This window comes from Duganella lactea (genome assembly GCF_009857505.1).
Lineage (GTDB): Bacteria > Pseudomonadota > Gammaproteobacteria > Burkholderiales > Burkholderiaceae_D > Rugamonas > Rugamonas lactea.
In genome coordinates this window covers 14,984-33,788 of record NZ_WWCP01000047.1, presented here as the reverse complement: position 1 = coordinate 33,788, position 18,805 = coordinate 14,984, and the positions used below count along the sequence as shown (strand labels likewise).

Below are 18,805 nucleotides of genomic sequence, written 5' to 3'. Positions count from 1 at the left end.
CCGGGCGCGTCCGGCACGGCCAGGCGCACCACGCTGCCGGCGCTGGCGGCCGCCAGCGCCGGCAGGCAAACGTCGGCCGGGCGGGCGATGCGCAGTTGGCGCAGTTGCGCCAGCGAGGCGGTCAGGTTGACGCCGCGCCAGCCCTGCTCATAGAACAGCTGGCTGGCCGAGCCGATGCGCGGGCCGGCGGCGCCGACCTCCAGGTAGCAGCCGCGCCGCACGTCGCGCAGCGCGCGCCACAGCAGCACGTCTTCGAAATTGACCGCATATGACGTCAGGCTCATCGCGCCACTCCTTCTTCAATGGTGATCTCGGGGTCCAGCCAGGTACAGCCCTCGAAATAGCTGTGCTTGAGATTCATCACCTCGAACACCAGCGCCAGGTCGCGCCACTCGTAGTTGGCGCTCAGGTGGTTGTCGCTGCTGTGTAGCGCGGTGGCCACCGAGTAGCTGCCCGGTCCGAGATTGAGCGGGAAGCTGCAGCGCACCCGTAGCCGCTGGCCGGCGCGCATGCCGGTCAGCGGCTTGAGCTTGTGGAAGGTGTTGGTGCCGAAGATGTTCTGGCCGAGGCGATCCTTGATGCGGTAGCCCAGCGTCAGCTCGTCGAGCGCGTCGTGCACGGCGACGTCGATTTGCAGCGTGACGCGGCTGCCGACACCGTGCACCTCGGCCGCCTCGCCGTCCTCCTTGAGCAGCGCGATATGTTCGACGCGCGCCTGGCCGGTGCCGGAAATGGTCTGTACCTTGCCGTTGTCCAGGGTGGCCTGGGTCACCGACTCGCCCTCGCGTTCGGCCAGCATGGCGTTGTACAGGTCCATGATTTCCTCGGGCGTGCCCTCCTTGCTCACACGGCCTTTGTCGAGCAGGATGGCACGATCGCACACCGATTGGATCGCGCCCTTGTCGTGCGAGACGATCAGCAACGTGGTGCCCTGGGCGCGGAAGCCGCGGATGCGCTCGAAGCTCTTGTGCTGGAAGTAGGCGTCGCCGACCGACAGCGCCTCGTCGACGATCAGCACGTCGGGACGGCGCGCGGTGGCGACGCTGAAGCCCAGCCGCATCTGCATGCCGCTGGAGTACACGCGCACCGGCTGGTCGAGGTATTCGCCGATCTCGGCGAAGGCCTCGATCTCCGGCATCAGCTGCTGCAGCTCCTCGACGCTCATGCCGAGCAACTGGCCGGCCATGAAGACGTTCTGGCGGCCGGTGAAGTCGGGGTGGAAGCCCATGCCCAGCTCCAGCATGGCGGCCACCCGCCCGCCCATCTGCACCGTGCCGACGCTGGGCACGGTGGTGCCGGTGATCAGCTTCAGCAGCGTGCTCTTGCCGGCGCCGTTGATGCCGATGATGCCCAGTGCCTGACCGGGGGCGACGCTAAAGCTGATGTCCTTGAGCACCCAGATGGTCTCGTGGCGCGGTTTGCTAAAGGGCATCAGCCACTCCAGCAGACGCGCGCGGTGGTTCGGATAGCGCCGGTAGGCTTTGCCCAGGCTTGTTACACGTATGCTGCCGTTCACAGTTCGTCCACCATTTCACCCGCGCGCTTGCGGAACAGTTGCATGCCCAGCAGGCACAGGATGACCGCCAGCGCGGCCGGGTAAGCCAGGCTGGCCCAGTCGGGTTGCTGCTGCGCCACCAGGATGCGCTGGTAGCCGTCGATCAGCGGCGCCATCGGATTCCACGCCAGCCAGCCGCGCACCTCGGCCGGCAACACCTTGACCGGGTACACCACCGGCGTGAACCAGAACCAGAATTGCAGCGTGATGGAAAAGAACTGACCGACGTCGCGGAAGAACACATTGAGCACGCCCAGCACGATGCCGAGGCCGACGGCCAGCAACACCTGCAGCGCCAGCACCGGCAGCAGCGCGGCGAACACGGCGCCGGGGAAATTGCCGGAGAACACCAGGAACAGCGTGAACAGGCCGAAGATGATGGCGTAGTTGAGCAGCGCGTTGGCCACCACGATCACCGGCAGGCACAGGCGCGGGAAATTGATTTTCTTGATCAGGCCGGCCTGGTCGATGAAGACGGTTTGCGCCTTGCTGGTGATTTCCGCGAACAGGTTCCAGTGCAGCACGCCGGCGCACAGATAGATGCTGTAACCAAAGGTCGAGGTGCTGTCCGGCAGGCGGTTGTGCATCACCTGGGAAAAGATGACCGTGTAGACCACGATCATGGCCAGCGGATTGAGGATGGTCCAGGCGGCGCCGAGAATCGAGTTGCGGTACTTGGACTGGAACTCGCGCTGCACGCTGCCGAGGATGAAGCCGCGGTAGGCGGCCAGATTGCGCAGGCGCCCCATGATGATCATGGGCGCGCCTCCGGCAGATGCTGAGAAATGAACGTGGTGGTCATGGTCTGGGACGGAAAGTTGGGGCGTGGTCGCGGCGCGAAAAAAAACGCGCAATTATACACCACGGCACGGGGCGTTTTCGCTGGCGTCACGGGCTCTCGGTGAGCTTTTGCAGCGCCGCCGGCTTGATGATGAACAGTCGGTGGGTGTCCTTCTGGATGATGCCCTGCTGCGCCAGCGCGGTCAGCGCGCGGGTCACGGTTTCGCGGCTGGTGTTGATCATGTTGGCAATATCCTGGTGGGTCGGCAGGTTCTCCACCACCTCCGGCTGGCCCGGCTCTTCGCCCGGCTTTTTCATCTGCACCAGGTAGGTATAGATGCGGCGCGCGGTGTTGTTGATGCTCAGCAGCGAGCGGAACTCCGAGTCGCGCTGGATCTTGGCGGCGAGGTGGCGCAGCATCATATTGGCCACCGACGGCGCGTGCGAAAACAGGTGCAGGGCGGCGGCGGCCGGCAGGAAGGCCACCAGCACCGAGCTCATCGCCACAACCGAGGCGGTGCGCTGCGAACCATTGATGACTGCAATTTCCCCAAAGAAATCCCCGGGCGCCAGCATGCGCAGGCCGATCGCGCGCCCATCCTCGGTGACGTCGATCACCTGCATCTGGCCCGACAGCAGGAATAGCAGGCCGTCGCCGGCGGCGCCCTTTTGCAGCACGATGTCGCGCTTGTTGTACTGGCGGAAGCGCAGCTCGGTCTTGACCCGCTGCATGTCCTCGTCGCTGAGTTCGGCGAGCAGCGGGATCTTGCGCAGGTGCACCTGGAAGTTTTGCGGGGCTTGTGGCGGCGCGGCTTCTTCCGCAGGCGTTTGATGGTCGTTCGGCTTGGTCATGGCGGTATTTTACCCGGCCTGCGGCGCTTTACAGACCTGTCCAGCGCCACGACAGCTGCACCTGGCGGCTGCGGTACTGGAAGATCGAGATGTTTTCGCGGTTGCGTACCGCGCGCCACTCCAGTTGCACACTGTGTTCCTTGCTGAGCGCATAGCTCAGCGCGCCGCGCAGCGTCTGCGTGGTCTGCGCGCGGCGCAGGTCGATGATGCCCGGCGAATACAGGGTGGCGCCGGTCCAGCGCTGGCCGGTCCATTCCAGTTCGCCGATCAGCTGGTCGGACAGCAGGCGCCGGCCATACAGGCGCATCGACCAGCCGTCGCGGTCGCCGCCGGGGCGGTGCGCGTCGCCGCGGTCGTACTGGTAGCCGGCGGCGGCCTGGGCCTGGGTGAGGTCGTCGCGGTAGCCGAGCAGGGCGCGCAGCTCCAGCGTGGTCGCGTCGAAATTGCTCAGGGTGGGGTAGCGGGTGTAGGTGGCGCCGCCCAGCAGACTCAGATCGAGGCCCTTGGGCAGCGTTAGCGGCGCCGCCGCCCGCAACTGGGTCTGCGCCTGTTGCTGGTAGAGCTGGCCGCCCAGCGTCATTACACCCAGCATGGCCGAACTGCGCATCTTCCAGCGGCCGGCGCGCCACGGATGCTCGGCGCCGGCGAACAGCGAGGCCGAATCGTAGTGTGACTGGTGGTCGAACTTGCGCAGGTGGGCCTGGGCGAACGCCAGGTCGCCGTCCGGATTGAGCTCGCGCAGGTAGTCGCCGGAGACCACCGCGTAGCCGTCGCTGTGCGGTTTGTACTCGGGTAGCAACTCCAGCGGGACGCCGCTGCTGTCGGTGAAATAGGGCGAGCTGGCGCCCTGGTTGACGTTGCTGTCGTGGCCGCGCGCCGCGCTGACGCTCCACTGGCTCAGCGCGCGCCAGCGGTGGCAGCCTTGGCTGCGCTGCTGATGGATGATGTCGCGGATGCCCGGCGGCGGATCGAAATTGCGCTCGATGCTGGCAAACAGCTGTTCGGCCTCGGTGTCGTGGCCGAGCGCGCACTGCACCAGCGCCAGGTCCAGCCATTCACCTGCGTGGCGCGGCCCCTGGGCGATCATGCGCGCCAGCGCCAGCGAGGCGTCGGCCTGGCGGCCCTCGGCGATCGACTGCATGGCCTGCAGGTACAGGTCGTCCTCTGGCGCCTGGGCGGCGGCGGCGGCGCTCAGCAGCCACAGCGTGCAGCACAGCAGTGCGCGCGGGCTCATGCGCTTGCTCCCTGCGCCGCGCCGGCGGCCAGCGTGTCCAGTGTATAGAGCTCGGTCCGGGATTGCTTGCCGCGCAGCGTGGTCTGTCCGATATGCCGCAGCCCATGGCGGCGGCTGAGCGCCGCCGTGCCGGGGCCGATCACCACGTCGTAGGGCAGATCGCGCGCGGCGGTTTCCAGCCGCGAGGCGACATTCACGCTGTCGCCGACGGCGGTGTAGATGCTGCGCGAGACGGAACCGAAGTCGCCGGCCATGGCGCGCCCGCTCTCGATGCCGATGCGGACCCGGATCGGCGCCTCGCCGCGCGCCAGCCGGTCGCGGTTAAAGGCGCGCATGCCGGTCAGGATGGCGCCGGCGGCGTCCAGCGCCTGGTCGGCGTGGTCGGCCACCGGCAGCGGCGCCCCCCAGAACGCCACCAGGCCGTCGCCGGTAAATTTGTCGAGGGTGCCGTGCGCGGCCAACACCGGCTGCGTCAGACAGTCGAGGAAGGCGCGGGTCAGCTCGGCCGCCTGCTCCAGCGGCAGCGAGGCGACGTGGGTGGTGTAGCCTTCCATGTCGGCGATCAGCGTGGTCACCTCGCAGTGGCTGGGTTGCAGCGGGTCGTTCAGATTGCTGCGCAACAATTCATCGACCACCGCGTCGGCCACGTATTGGCGTAGCGTGTTTAGCAGACGGCGTGATTGCTTTTGCGATAGCTGCCAGCCGAACGGCACGCCCACCGCCAGCAGGAACAGCGTGCACAGCAGTGGTCCGGTGCTGGAGAACACGGCGTCATGCGGGACCATGAGGTAGGCCAGCGCCAGCCACAGCAGGGCGGCGCCGGCCAGGATGGCGACGTTGACCAGCGCCGAGCGGCGCAGCAGTGTATAGGTGCTGAGCCAGGCGACGGCGGCCACGAACAGCACGGCGATGCACTGGCCGGGCCAGGGCGCCGGCGCGCTGCCGGCGCGTATATCGAGCTGGGCGGTGAGGGCGGCCGCGTGCACCAGCAGGCCGCTGGTCGACGCCGACAGCGGCGTGGCCACGCGGTCGGACAGGCCGAGCGAGGAGGAGCCGATCAGCACCAGCTTGTCGCGCAACAACTGGGCCGGCGCGCTCAAGTCCAGGATCATGCTGGCTGGAATCACCGTATAGGCTTCCCATGCCAGGCTATAGGGCAGGCGGCGCAGGCCGTCGCCGTGGTGCATGCCGCCGGTGGGGCCGGACAGCGAGCGCGCCGGCGCGCCGGCGCAGCAGTTGAGCAAGGCCAGCGACAGGGTCGGGTAGGCGCGGCCGTCGAACCAGGTTTGCATCGGCAAACGGCGGATCACCCCGTCATGGTCCGGAATGAAGCCGATATTGCCGATGTGCGCCGCCTGGCGCAAACCCGGGTGGTTGGCGATGTAGCCGCTGGCCCGCACCGCCGTGCCGGCCGCCGGCGCGGCGCGCCCGCCAGTCAACTGGCCGACGCGTAGCGGCAGGTTGCCGTTGTAATCGAAGGCGTGCGGCAGCACCAGCGGTCCGTGCTGGGCCAGCATGGCCAGGCGGGTGTCGCCGCCGGCCTCGGCCGCCTCGGGCAGCACCAGGTCCAGCGCCACGCCGCGCGCGCCGTAGTGACCGATCAGTTGCTCGATCAGCGAGGCGATGCGCGTGCGCGGCCATGGCCACGGCCCTTCGGCCGCCAGGCTGCCCTCGTCGATGTCGATCACCGCCAGCCGCTGCTCCGGGCGCGTCGACGCCTGCTGCCGCACCATCCAGTCGCGCAGCCATTCATCGCCACTGGTCCACGCGTGGCCTGCCAGCGGCCATTGTGTCCAGGCGGCCAGCAACACAGCCGTCGCCGCGATCAGCACGCGGATGGCCGCCAGTGGCACCGCGCGAACGCGGGGAAACACAATGAACTTCATGGACGAGAAAATGTCACGCAGAGCGGCTCCGCTAAGTTTTGTTAGCCGGCAAGTATAACTGCATGTCGCCAAGGAGAGTAATAATCGTTGCTGGCACGCCGCTGGCGGCCAGGGAATTGTGTAACAAAACGTGAAAAACGGTAACAATCATAGCTCGCCTGACCGCCAGCCGCTAGAGTATAAACACAAAACTGGTGGCCGTTGCCGCAAAGCTGATCGCTGCGGGGGTGTGACGGGCATCACACAGAATTTCTCGCGATCAGTGGAGAATAATAAAAAAGGAGTTTCTCATGGGGTCCCAACAATTGCTTTCCCTGCCACGTTTGAGCGCCGTCCAGGTCGGCCTGGGGGCGATTGTGTTCGCTTGCGGCGCGCTGGCGCAGGCCGGCGAGGCCGGCCGCATCGTGTTCGTCGTCGGCCAGGTGCACACCAACGACCGCCCGACCCAGCTCAACGACGCCGTGCAAGAGGGCGAGGAACTGAGCACCGGCGCGGATGGCTATGTCTATCTCAAAACGGCGGACGACGGCCTGCTGATCCTGCGTCCGTCGAGCCGAGCGAAGATCGTCCGCTACCACATCGATCGCAAGGTGCCGTCCAACACCCATGTCAAGCTGGAATTGCTGTCCGGCGTGGCGCGCAGCGTGTCGGGCAGCGCGGTCAAGCAGGCGCGCCAGAACTTCCGCTTCAACACCCCGGTCGCGGCGATCGGCGTGCGCGGCACCGACTTCACCGTGTTTACCGACCAGGAAACGTCGAACGTGACCGTCTTGTCGGGCGGTATCGTGGTCAGCGGCTTCAGCGGCAGCTGTCTGCCGACCGGCGGCGGTCCGTGCGAACACACGGCCAGCCGCGAACTGAGCGCGGGACAGTCCGGTCAGATGCTGCAAGTCAAGCGCGGCCAGGTGACGCCACAGTTGCTCAGTAGTGGCGGTGCGGCGCCGGACGCCGTTGTGCCGCCGCGGAGTGATGAACCGAGTGGTAAAAGTGGTGGCGCTCAGGCTGGCGGCAGTTCCGTGAACAACGAGCCGGCGCTGGATGCGCAGAAGGCGGCGGCGCTGATACATCAGGCGCGCCTGCAGCTCAGCGAATCCCCGGCGCCGACACCGACACCGGCCCCGTCACCGACGCCAACCCCGGCGCCGACGCCCGCGCCGACGCCCGTGCCCAGCCCGACGCCAACCTTGCCGGACCCCGCACCCACGCCAACGCCGGTGGTGGTCGCGCCGCAGCCGGAGGTGCCGGTGGCCAATCCGAGCAAGCTGGTGTGGGGCCGCTGGACGACAGTGCTCGATCAGGCGCCGAACATCAACGCCTCCGAGTTGATCGCCGCGGGCGGCAAGCGGGTCGCATATAACTCGTATTACACGATTGTTCGCACCAAGGGCGATGAGTGGGTCATGCCGGTGCAGGGAGAGGCCGGTTTTGCGTTGCGTGACAGCGAAGCGTTTGTAATCAATGACACCACTAAAGTGATGAGTGCGGCCACCTTGCAAAACGGTCAATTGCAAGTTAATTTTGGCAAGCAAACATTTGATACGCGGCTTGACTTGATCACTGGTTCGGAAACTTTTAAATTACGAGCCACCGGCGGGATAGGCAAGGCCGGGGAATTAAGCGGTGGCAATCAGTTTTTAGCGCCGAATAATATGTCCGTCACCGGTAGCCTGGGACCGCAGGACAATGCCGCCTACATCTTCTCGACTCGCCTGGATGCGCAGCGTACCGCAAATGGCGTCACTTACTGGACCAAGTAATTGTTGTATCGGTGCCACGAAAAAAATGCCGCGTAATGCGGCATTTTTTATTGATAGCCGTTTTATGCATTTTTAAATGCGTAAATAAATCGGGATTAAATACCAATGAAGTTTTAATCACCGTTATCGTGTGTGGCCGCGCTGTTTAGGCAATTGGCAGGCAAGGGCGGCACTATTGATTTCGCTACAAGCTTCTCTCATAATCACGGCTCGGTTAGTTTTTTATAGGAAAAACCTTAAAAAATGAGTGCTTTCGCGATTTCGTGTGACGACCATCACATGTTCTCGGATTGCCTTCTGCCATCATGGCTGCCGTAGTACTGCTAGCTGTCCGCAGCAATGCAGAATCTTTTCAATCTCTAGGAGTTTACTCAATGTCTACTACCGCTCTCGAAATTCAAACTCTGTACGTCGCATATTTCAACCGTCCAGCCGATAAACTGGGTCTGGATTTCTGGATCGCCCGCGCCGACGCCAATGGCGGCGTGGATTCCGTTGCTTCCGAGTTCGCTAACTCCACCGAATACACCGACACCTACGGCGGCAAATCGCCAGCGGCCCTGGTTAACCAGATCTACCTGAACCTGTTCGGCCGTCCTGCGGAAACCGAAGGTCTGATTTACTGGGCTAACAAACTGATCAACAAAGAGCAAACCTTCGGCCAGATCGCTCTGACCATCGCCAACTCGGCCCAAAACGACGACCTGGTAGCCATCACCAACAAGGTGAACGCCGCTGATGCCTTCACCACCTCGCTGGATACCGCAACCGAAATCCTGGGTTACGACGGCAAAGCCGCTAACCAGGTTGCCAAGGACTGGCTGGCCGGCATCACCGACGACGCTTCGTTCGCCGCGAAGACCTCGGCCGATGCACTGAACGCCGTGGCAAAAGCCGCGAGCGACGCACATGACGGCACCCAGAACTCGCCACAAACCTTCGTCCTGACCAAAGGTCTGGACACCGTCAACGGTGGCGCAGGTAATGATGTGATCGTCGCTGCGGTCGATAGCGACGCTAGCCCTAACGTAGAACTGAACACCCTGAGCAGCCTTGACATCATCAACGGCGGCGCAGGTATCGACACTCTGAAGATCGTGAGCACCGGTACCAACGGCGGCACAATCAACTTGCCGAATCTGACTAGCGTCGAAATCGTTACCATCGACAGCGCTGCGGATGTTGCCGTTAATTCGTCGTCCATTTCCGATATCACCAACCTGAACGTAACCAAGGCTAGCGGCGTGGTCACCGCGACTGCCGCTGCGACCACCAGCGTTGACGTTTCGGTTAAGAATGGCGGCGCCGTGACCATCAACGGCGGCAAAGACGTAAACGTTGCGCTGACCGATCGCGCCAACAACACGATCGATGTGGGTGCGACTGGCACCGATCCAGTGGGTAACGTGACCATCGATGTAACCGGCAAAGCCGCTGTGAACAATGCAACTACGGGCGCTTTGAACATTGTTGCCACGCAGCTGGGTAATATCAACGTCGGTGGCGGCAAAACCGTCAGCGTAACCCAACACGCGACCAGCTCCACTAGCGCACTGGTAGCCGATGGTGGTTTGGAAAAAATCGTTCAAGGCAATGTTACTGTTACCGCTTCGAGCATCACCACCGACGTGACCGTCAAGCAAGACGCTCAAGTTGATGCTGCCAGCCGTGCCGCTGTAGTCGGTGTAACCGAAGTGGCTAGCGTGAAATTCTCGGCACTGGCGAGCGGCGAGTTGGTCACCGTTGGTGGCCTGACCTTCACCGCATCCAAGGACCTGACCGCCGCACAAGTGGCGCAAGCCTTCAACAATCTGACCAACCTGGACACCCAAGGTTCCGGCGTAAATGGCAACGGCACGTTCACCGGTCAACTGCTGCAAGACTGGTCGTCGGGCACTGCTTCGGCCGACGGCACCGTGGTATTCACTGGCAAAGCCAACACCTTCATGACTGATCTGGTTGCTACCGCAAAAGCCACCGTCACCACTACCACTCAAGGCGTCACCGCTGTTAGCGCACGTAACACTCTGGGTATCGACAACGGCACCGTCGCCATCGCTGGTGGCGCTGCGCTGAAAAACGTCACCGTTGATGGCTACGCAGATTCGATCGGCACTAACGGCGTAACCGGCACTGCCGCCGCTCTGGATACCGTCAAATTGGCGAACGGTGGTAGCTTCGACATCGATAGCGCTGCTGCAACCCTGAGCCTGACCGCTACCAACGTTGGTGGCACTGTCAACGTTATCGCTGGAACCAAAACCATCAACGCAGTAGTTACCGGTGCGGACGCCACGACCACGCTGGCATCGGCTTCCGCTGATACCGTCAACGTTTCGGGTTCCGGCAACGTCGCGGGCACTACCGCAAACGGTGGCCTGAACGTCGCTACCGCGATCAACACCAGCGGCATGACCGCCGGCACCGCTAAATTCACTATCGCCGACGGCACCTTCACCACCTACACCGGTGGTGCAGGTTCCGATAGCGTGATCGTGTCGAACGCAGGCACCGCCATCACCAAGGCGATCAATCTGGGTGCTGGCGATGACGTTCTGACCCTGCAAGGCACCGTGGTTGTACCGACCGCAACCCTGAGCGGCGGCGCAGGCACCGACACCATCGCCATGAACGGCGCTAGCGCTGCTTCCCTGTCGGCAAATGGCGACTTCGCCGCCAAGATCGACGGCTTCGAAAAACTGGCAATCACCGACACCGTGACCATCGCTACCACCGTCAACATGGCCAACATGGACGGCATCACCTACGTTGTGAGCAACAACTCGGGCACCGTGAGCCCGCAGGCGGTGAAGCAAGTGTTCACCGTTGACTTCGCCGCTTCCGGCGCGATCGTCGGCAACGATTCCGTCAGCTTCGATGGCCGTACCGTGAACCTGACTTCGACCGATACTCCAGCGACCATCGCTGCGAAGTTCCTGCTGGCTGGTGCTGGTACTGCTTGGGACGTCACCAATGTTAGTGGTTCGGTTGTGACCTTCACCGCAAAAACCGGTGGTGTTATTCCAACCCCGGTTGCTGCCGCTGACTTCGTGGTTGTCAACGATACCACCACTGCTTCCGGCGTCGTAGCCAAGGTACAGGACGGCAACGGTGCTGCTCAGGCTGAGACGTTCACTCTGGATTTGACTGGCTCGGGTGCAATTGAAGCTGGCGATACCATTCAGTTTGATGGTCAGACCATCACTTTGGCAACCGGTGACACCGCTGCTACCATCGCAAACAAGGTTGCAGCTGCTACCTACGCGGATTGGACCGCCACGGCTAACAGTGGTGTTGTAACCTTCGTCAATAAAACTTTCGTGAATGTGGCTGATACTACGATCGGGAACTTCCAGTTCACGAACGTTAAAGGTACGACGGTTGTGCCGGGTACTCCAGTTGTGACCACCGTTGGCGCCGCAGCGGGTAACGGTAGCCCAGCCCTGACCATCGACAAGCTGGCTAACAATGGCACCGTAGAGCTGGTAGCCGGCGGCGCTGGCGTAGTCGTTAAACTGGCTGATGCTACCGGCTCGTCCGACAGCTTCAATCTGGTGACCAAAGTGGGTACGGGTAACCTGAACTTCGGTACCGTGGACGTTGCTGGCGTTGAAACCATCAAGTTCACTGCAACCGACACCGATACCTCGACCACCACTGGTAATGGTGTTCAGACTTCGACTGTGACTCTGAAAGCAGACAAGGCTGCCATCGTGACCATCGACGGTTCGTCGAACGTTAACCTGACCCTGGATACCACCACCAACAAACTGGTGACCATCAACGCTAGCGCGCTGACCGGCGGTCTGACCGTCGATGCGAACAATGTGAATGGTGCCAACGCTCTGACCATCAACGGTGGTGCTGGCAATGACACGATCCATGCATCGGTTGGTGCTAACGCCAAAGCTGACATCATCAACGGCGGCGCTGGCAACGACACCATCTACGCTGGTTCGAACGGTGCAACGCTGACCGGTGGCGCAGGCAATGACACGTTCATCCTGTCCTCGGCATCGGCTACTGGTGGTACCAAAGAAGGCAATGCCTACAGCACCATTACCGACTTCAGCGCAGGCGATGTGCTGAAACTGCAGTACTTCGATAGCGTTACTACTCAAGCTGCCGCTGCTGCTACCGGTTTCGCTAAGCTGACGGCAGTGCTGAACGACACCACCGCGTCGTTCTCCAACTTCCTGGATGCAGCAGTCGTTCAGGCCGGCATAGGTGGTGCTGTGTACTTCAACTTCAAAGGCGATACCTATGTTGTTGTTGACAGCGACAGCAATACCACCACCACGTTCCATAACGAGCATGACCTGGTAATTAAGCTGACCGGCGTCAACGGTGACAGCCTGACCTGGAACTCGACTTCCGGCACCGTCGCCCTGGCTTAATCTCCTTTGAGATGGCCCTCTTGCTCAAATAGAGGAGGGCTAGTCAGACCTCAAAAACCCATCTCTCCGGAGATGGGTTTTTTTTGTGCCCAGATTAAGACGCCGTTCGGCTGTAGAAATCAGCAGCAAGCCCGCGCATACATTGCCTTTCCGGCAATAAAAAAATCAATATTACACCGCCGTCGCAGCCTTCCAGGCTGCTGACGTACTGCAACTGATGTGGAATAATGCCAACAGTAGCGGTATCGTGACTTCCCGTGATACTGCGGTTAAATAGTTTGCCAAGCTGCCCCGTTGCGCTGGATGCGCATACCTCCGTACTCACCGCCTACGTGAATGCTGCGATACAGCAGGCATGCTTACAGGCTGGTGCTCAGTGCGGGCTCTGGAACTCCACCTTCCGCACGGGGTGGAGTTTTTTTCTAAGGATTGTGCATGCTTATTTTTTCTTTGACCCGGGATGTCACGCTCGACACCAAGGTTTTCCGCCGCCACTTTCAGGCCGTGACCGATCTGGATGCTGCCCAGGTGGACCGGCTCTACCTTGACGTTGGCTGCGAGCTGCGCCTGATCATCGAAAAGTTGCAGGACGAATACGTCCTCGCGCATCCAGACACCGATGAAGCTGCCAAACAGATGCTGTTGTTGGATCAGTTGGGCGTGAAGCTGGGCGGTGAGGAATCCCTGCTATCTTGGCTCTTCTTTCCGACCCGTCTGGGACGGATGTCTTCGCGGCTGGTAGGCGAGGGGCTGTATTTTCACAAGGAGGCCGAGGTGCTTCCGGCGCAGTTGCAGGCTTTGCGCGCCAGCAAGCCTGACAAGCAGCATTTTCGCATTGCCGTGATCAACGGCTTTGGCACCAACCTCGGTGATTGCACCATCGGTATCACTGCTTTTCGGCAGGTGCAGTCCTGTCTGGCGCGTTATCTGCCCGGCGTGAGCTGCGATATCGTGTTCGGCGCCGGGGTGAGCGCGGCCGCGGCAGATATCGTTGCATTTGATAAATCCGTCGAGCGTGTGCTGTGCCAGGCGCCAACGGTATGCGAGTTTGCCCAGTACGACGGCTATTTTGATTTTTCCGGGCTTACCGACAAGCCAGAGTATGAAACCTTGCCTGCGGTGGACTGGTATTTGTGGTGGTGTGGCCTCGATCCGCAGACAGTGCGCCCCGAGCACAAACGCAACTGCGGACATATCCGCTGGGATGCCTGGAACGAAGTGCGCAGCGTGCTCCATGACAAGCCGGGTAAGAAGGTGTTGTTTAATCCTAAGGCGTCCGTGCCGATGCGCACGATGCCGCCCGGGATTGCCAGCAAATTTGCCAGGCGGCTGTTGGAGCTGGACCCCGAGATGAGACTGATCGTGGATCAGCCTATCGATTTGCAACATAAACGGTTGATCGACCTCTCCAGCCAGATCAACACACCCGAAAAATTCAAGGCTCTGTGCGGCTTGGTTGACGGTCTGATTACCGTGAACAGCTTTGCGTCGCATGTGGCAGACCTGTGTTCTACTCCGGCGGTTCATCTGTGCTCCACAATTGCTGGGGGCCACTACCCTTATTACCCGTTTTCCGCGGCGATCAATCCGCAAGGCTATGAACTATTGCCGGCCTTCGGCAAGGTCAAGGTGGAACTGGCGGTGTGGGAGAAGATCAGCTCGCTTTATCACAACGCCTGGGAGAGCATTTCGCCGGTCGAAGTGTTGAGCAAGCTACAAGAAAAAATGGTGCAGCGCCAAGCGGCGCCCCATGAGCCCAAGGGACTCGCCCTGGTGACGGATATCAGCACGGCAAGCTGCGTGGACAGCAACGACGCCACGCGCCGCCTGGTACGGCAAAGGCTAATTGCCGAGCACGCGCACGCCACCAAGCGCTTTACTTATTTGACACAACACATTCTCAACGCTGGTAGCGTGTGCGTACTGGCCTGCGCGCCTGACGCCAGCCTGGCGCTGATCTTGGCGAAGCGTGTGGCGCCGCACGGCGAGCTGATCGTTCTGGAGCCGCGCGCCTTGCTGGCGCGTAGCGTGGAAAGTAGTCTGTTCAACGCCGGCTTGTTTGCCTCGCGGGTGTTGCAGGCGATGGCCATCGCCGGCGCCAAGGACGTGAAAATCAGGGCGCTGGACCCTTGGACCGAAAGCCGCTCCAGCGAATGGGGCAATACCCGGCGGATGATCGCTGTGCCGAATCAAACCGTGGATGATTTGGCCTTGCCATCCTGTGGTAGCCTGATTGTGCAGTCACCCATGCCCTTCGCGCAATTCATTGCCGGGGCCATGAAGACATTGAAGCGTTGTCGTCCCTTTATTTTCATGGGGCCCGTCAGCCGTGAAGAAGTGGCTAATGCCTGTGCCGCCGGCATTGAGGCCGACTATGAGTTTTGGGCCGAAGCCGCCTTGCCCGGCAGTGATCTGAGCAGCATGCTGGTCGTGGGCCGCCCCAAGGAGAAGAACGTGAGTATTGATGGATTTTCCAAGTTAATGTGACGTAAATGGGCAAGGAGACGGTAATAATCATGGAAGCGACAGCGGTGGTGCCACCGGCGGCCAAGCTCCCGGCATGGACCGCCATGCCGCAACTGCCAGTGGCATGGGGCGAGGTGTTTGACAAGCTGACCATTTTGCAGATTAAGGCGGAAAAGTTACAAGATGCTAACAAGCTTGCCAATGTGAACAAGGAGCGTCAAGAAATCGACAAGGTGGTTGGCGATCTGGCCCGCTTCCCTGCCGGCTTGCCTGGACTGCTGCTACAGTTGAAGGGCATCAACAGCCAATTGTGGGTGGTGGAAGACGGCAAGCGCGACAGTGAACGTCGCCAGTGTTTTGACGACAGCTTCGTTCAGCTGGCGCGCAAGGTCTACTTTGGCAATGATCAGCGTGCGGCCATCAAGCGTCAGATCAATGAACTGCTGGGCAGCGCGATTGTGGAAGAAAAATCCTATCAGGCCTATTGATGCGTGTGCACTCAAGCGCACAACATCCCTCCGACCGTTGTAACCGAAGTGTAAAATATGTGATGCAGATCACATTTTCTGCGCGTTTTCAGCGATAATGCTGCTTCGCGTAAATTTTGATTCCCCAAGGAATTCCGTTTTGCAAGTAATCGGGGAACGAAATCAAGCGTAACGAGCGGTTCCGCGTTCAACCTGCACAGTGATGCATACATGAAAAACTTCTTAAAAACCAAAGGCGAGATAGCCGAACTCCTGACGACGTTCAAATCGACCTTCGTCACCATCGGCGTCTTCAGCGCGATCACCAATATGCTGATGCTGGTGCCGTCGATCTATATGTTGCAGGTGTATGACCGCGTGCTGGCCAGCCGCAGCGAACTGACGCTGCTGATGCTGACCATCATGATGTTGCTCGCCTATCTGTTGATGTCCGGCCTGGAGCTGATCCGCAGCTACGTGCTGATCCGGGTCGGCGCCCGTTTCGACGTGCAGCTCAACAAGCGCGTCTACACCGCGGCGTTCGAGCAGAATCTGAAGAAAGCCGGCGGCAATGCCGGCCAGGCGCTGATGGATCTGACCAATGTCCGCCAATTCCTCACCGGTAACGCGCTGTTCGCGTTCTTCGACGCACCGTGGTTCCCGGTCTACCTGATCGTGATTTTCCTGTTTGAGCCGTCGCTGGGCCTGTTCGCGCTGGGCGGTACCTGCGTGCTGGTGGTGCTGGCCTTTATCAACGAGCGCGTGACGCACAAGCCGCTGGCCGACGCCAACGCCAGCGCCATCGTGTCGAACACGCTGGCCACCAACAACCTGCGCAATGCCGAGGTTATCGAATCGATGGGTATGCTGCCGAGCTTGCTGCGCCGCTGGCATAAGCTGCACGACCATTTCCTGCAACTGCAGGCCGAGGCCAGTGAGAAAGCCGGCCTGATCACCGCGATCACCAAGTTTGTCCAGGTGTCGCTGCAGTCGCTGGTGCTGGGTTTTGGCGCGCTGCTGGTGCTGGAAAACAAAATTTCCGCCGGTATGATGATCGCCGCCTCGATCCTGGTGGGCCGCGCGCTGGCGCCGGTGCAGCAAGTGATCGGTGTGTGGAAAAGCTTCTCCAGCACCCGCAGCGCCTACGAGCGCCTGACCGCGCTGCTGGAGAGTAATCCCGAGCGTCCGGCCGGCATGGAACTGCCGAAGCCGCAAGGCGCGGTCTCGGTCGAGAACGTCACCGCGGCGGCGCCAGGCATGGCCTCGCCGGTGCTGAAGGGTGTCAACTTCGCCATCGCGCCGGGCGATGTGCTGGGCGTGATTGGCCCGAGCGGCTGCGGTAAATCGACGCTGGCACGCCTGTTGGTGGGCGTGTGGCCAGCAGCCGGTGGTAAGGTGCGTCTCGATGGCGCTGACATCTTCCAATGGAACAAGGGCGAACTCGGTCCGCACATCGGCTACCTGCCGCAGGACATCGAACTGTTTGGCGGCAGCGTCAGCGACAATATCGCCCGTTTCGGCGACGTCGACCCGGAGAAGGTGGTGCTGGCGGCCAAGCGCGCCGGCGTGCACGATATGATTTTGCACCTGCCCAAGGGTTACGATACGCCATTGGGCGACGGCGGCGCCGGCCTGTCCGGCGGTCAGAAGCAGCGTCTCGGCCTGGCCCGGGCGATGTACGGCGATCCCGCCTTGTTGGTGCTTGATGAGCCGAACTCGAACCTGGACGATGTGGGCGAGGCGGCGTTGATCCAGGCGGTCAACGACCTGCGCCAGCGCGGCAAGACCATCGTGCTGATCACCCACCGTACCTCGGCCATCGGCGCCACCACCAAGCTGCTGTTGCTGCGTGACGGCATGGTGAACATGTTTGGCCCTACCAAGGATGTGGTCAATGCCTTGAACGAAGCCAACCAGAAACAACTGCAGGCGCAACAGCAAGCCCAGGCGCAACAGCAAGCCCAGGCGCAAGCGCAGGCGCAAGCGCAAATGCAGGCCGACGCCGCTGCTAATGCCCAGGCCGCCACTTCGAATCAGGAGTAATCATGCGAAATTTATCTACCAAGAATACGCCACCAGCGGACGTGATCACCCATGACGTGACGCCGCTGTCGGTCAATACCGATGCGTCGCGCTACGCCCGCGTCGGCTGGATGATCGTGCTGTTCGGTTTTTGCGGCTTTGTCCTGTGGGCCTGCTTCGCGCCGCTGGACAAGGGCGTGCCGATGTCCGGCACGGTGGCCAAGGAAAGCAGCCGCAAGTCCATTCAGCACCAGAGTGGCGGCACAGTGCAGGAAATCCTGGTCAAGGACGGCGATGTGGTCAAGGCCGGCCAGGTGCTGGTACGCTTGAACAGCACGCTGGCGAAGTCGCAGGCGGAAACCTCGCGTGCCCAGTACATCACGGCCCGTGCATCCGAGGCGCGGCTGATCGCCGAACGCGATGGCCTGAGCAAGATGAGCTTCCCGGCGGCCCTGGCGAAGGATAAGCAGGACCCGCGCGTGGTGGGGGCTGTTGACGTGCAAAACCAGCTGTTCACTTCCCGCCGCACCGCGCTGAGCAATGAACTGAGCGCCTACGACGAGAACATCGCCGGCCTCAAGGCGCAATTGCAGGGCGTGCAGGAATCGCGCGCCAGCAAGCAGCAGCAGCTGGTCATTATCAAGGAGCAGCTCGACAATCTGCGCGACCTGGCCAAGGATGGTTACATCGCCCGCAGCCGCATGCTCGACGTCGAACGCACCTTCGTTCAGCTGAACGGCGCCATCTCCGAAGACAATGGCAACATCGGCCGCACGCAGCGCCAAATCGCCGAGATCACGCTGCGCCGTCTGCAACGGACCCAGGACTATCAGAAGGAAGTGCGTACCCAGCTGGCGGACGCGCAGCGGGAAGCGGAAGCACTGGAAAGCCGTCTCGACGGCCAGGAGTATGAGCTGGCCAATACCGAGGTGAAGGCGCCGGTCGACGGCACGGTGGTCAATTCGGCGGTGTTCACCAATGGTGGCGTGGTGGCGCCGGGCTTCCGCATGATGGACTTGGTGCCGACCGACGACGCGCTGGTGGTCGAAGGCCAATTGCCGGTCAACCTGGTCGATCGCGTGCACACCGGTTTGCCGGTGGAGCTGATCTTCTCGGCCTTCAACAGCAACCGCACGCCGCATATTCCGGGGGAACTGATCCAGGTATCGGCCGACCGCACCGTCGATGAGCGCACCGGTCAGCCGTACTACAAGGTGCGTGCCCGTGTGACCAAGGAAGGCGCGAAGATTATCGCCGATAAGAAGCTCGACATCCGTTCCGGCATGCCGGCCGAGCTGTTCGTCAAGACCGGCGAGCGTACCATGATGAGTTACCTGCTCAAGCCGCTCAAAGACCGCGCCAAGTCGGCATTGACGGAGGACTGATCAA

Annotated in this window: 11 protein-coding genes and 1 pseudogene; 6 read left to right on the top strand and 6 right to left on the bottom strand. The window is 61.6% G+C overall.

Annotated features, from left to right (window positions below):
• The 6 genes and pseudogenes from GTP44_RS24295 to GTP44_RS24270 form a co-directional block, all read right to left on the bottom strand.
• Positions 1–284: pseudogene (locus tag GTP44_RS24295) on the bottom strand (FkbM family methyltransferase); the annotation flags it as partial.
• Complete coding sequence (locus tag GTP44_RS24290) at positions 281–1,516, bottom strand: ABC transporter ATP-binding protein (protein WP_371867315.1); 1,236 nt, start codon at positions 1,514–1,516, stop codon at positions 281–283. The gene GTP44_RS24290 and the pseudogene GTP44_RS24295, both read right to left, overlap by 4 nt.
• A complete protein-coding gene (locus GTP44_RS24285; RefSeq protein WP_161021450.1) occupies positions 1,513–2,313 on the bottom strand; it encodes an ABC transporter permease in 801 nt (266 codons plus the stop codon). Before GTP44_RS24285 ends, GTP44_RS24290 begins: the two co-directional genes overlap by 4 nt.
• A 130-nt stretch (positions 2,314–2,443) precedes the next feature.
• Positions 2,444–3,187: a Crp/Fnr family transcriptional regulator gene (locus GTP44_RS24280; RefSeq protein ID WP_161021449.1), complete on the bottom strand. Its 744-nt coding sequence runs from the start codon at positions 3,185–3,187 to the stop codon at positions 2,444–2,446.
• A gap of 28 nt (positions 3,188–3,215) precedes the next feature.
• Complete coding sequence (locus GTP44_RS24275) at positions 3,216–4,421, bottom strand: tetratricopeptide repeat protein (protein WP_161021448.1); 1,206 nt, start codon at positions 4,419–4,421, stop codon at positions 3,216–3,218.
• The gene (locus GTP44_RS24270; RefSeq protein WP_161021447.1) at positions 4,418–6,295 is read right to left on the bottom strand and encodes a CHASE2 domain-containing protein; all 1,878 of its coding nucleotides are present in this window, start codon (positions 6,293–6,295) and stop codon (positions 4,418–4,420) included. Before GTP44_RS24270 ends, GTP44_RS24275 begins: the two co-directional genes overlap by 4 nt.
• Before the next feature lie 302 nt (positions 6,296–6,597).
• On the opposite strand from GTP44_RS24270, the gene GTP44_RS24265 reads away from it, so the two are divergent.
• The 6 genes from GTP44_RS24265 to GTP44_RS24240 all read left to right on the top strand — a co-directional run bounded on the left by GTP44_RS24265 (position 6,598) and on the right by GTP44_RS24240 (position 18,801).
• Positions 6,598–8,064, top strand: coding sequence for a FecR family protein (locus GTP44_RS24265; protein ID WP_161021446.1), 1,467 nt, complete (start codon positions 6,598–6,600; stop codon positions 8,062–8,064).
• A 374-nt stretch (positions 8,065–8,438) separates the two neighbouring features.
• Positions 8,439–12,461, top strand: coding sequence for a DUF4214 domain-containing protein (locus GTP44_RS24260; RefSeq protein ID WP_161021445.1), 4,023 nt, complete (start codon positions 8,439–8,441; stop codon positions 12,459–12,461).
• A 435-nt stretch (positions 12,462–12,896) separates the two neighbouring features.
• The gene (locus GTP44_RS24255; RefSeq protein ID WP_161021444.1) at positions 12,897–14,948 is read left to right on the top strand and encodes a hypothetical protein; all 2,052 of its coding nucleotides are present in this window, start codon (positions 12,897–12,899) and stop codon (positions 14,946–14,948) included.
• Positions 14,949–14,953: 5 nt separating this feature from the next.
• Positions 14,954–15,415, top strand: a complete 462-nt coding sequence (locus GTP44_RS24250; RefSeq protein WP_202424212.1) for a DUF6165 family protein — start codon at positions 14,954–14,956, stop codon at positions 15,413–15,415.
• Between the two features lie 210 nt (positions 15,416–15,625).
• Complete coding sequence (locus GTP44_RS24245) at positions 15,626–17,437, top strand: type I secretion system permease/ATPase (RefSeq protein WP_161021443.1); 1,812 nt, start codon at positions 15,626–15,628, stop codon at positions 17,435–17,437.
• Between the two features lie 2 nt (positions 17,438–17,439).
• Entirely contained in the window at positions 17,440–18,801 is a 1,362-nt protein-coding gene (locus tag GTP44_RS24240) for an HlyD family type I secretion periplasmic adaptor subunit (protein ID WP_161021442.1), read from the top strand.
• Positions 18,802–18,805 lie beyond the last annotated feature (4 nt).